The following is a 490-nucleotide window of genomic DNA, read 5'->3' on the forward strand; positions in this document are numbered from 1 at the left end:
CGCTGAACGTCAGCGTCTGAAAGAGCTGGAACGTGAAAATCGTGAACTGCGCCGCAGTAACGATATCCTTCGCCAGGCTTCCGCTTATTTTGCGAAGGCCGAGTTCGACCGCCTCTGGAAAAGTGATGCCACTGCTGGATAAGCTGCGTAAGCTGTACGGGGTCGGACCGGTATGCAGTGAACTACATATTGCCCCGTCAACGTATTACCACTGTCAGCAACAGCGACATCATCCTGATAAACGCAGTGCCCGTGCGCAGCGCGATGACTGGCTGAAGAAAGAGATACTGCGCGTATACGATGGGAATCATCAGGTATACGGTGTGCGTAAAGTCTGGCGTCAGTTGTTACGGGAAGGTATCAGAGTGGCCAGATGCACTGTGGCACGTCTCATGGCGGTTATGGGACTTGCCGGTGTTCTCCGGGGTAAAAAGGTCCGTACGACCATCAGCCGGAAAGCCGTTGCCGCAGGCGACCGCGTAAACCGTCA

General features: G+C 54.9%; 1 pseudogene and 1 other annotated feature. The pseudogene reads left to right on the forward strand.

Features of this window, described 5'->3' with window-relative positions:
* A pseudogene (locus tag BFF42_RS20640) lies at nucleotides 1-490 on the forward strand (IS3 family transposase); the annotation flags it as partial.
* Nucleotides 82-197 (forward strand) — a sequence feature (AL1L pseudoknot). It overlaps the preceding pseudogene by 116 nt.

It is taken from the genome of Shigella sp. FC1661, assembly GCF_001712525.1.
Lineage (GTDB): Bacteria > Pseudomonadota > Gammaproteobacteria > Enterobacterales > Enterobacteriaceae > Escherichia > Escherichia coli.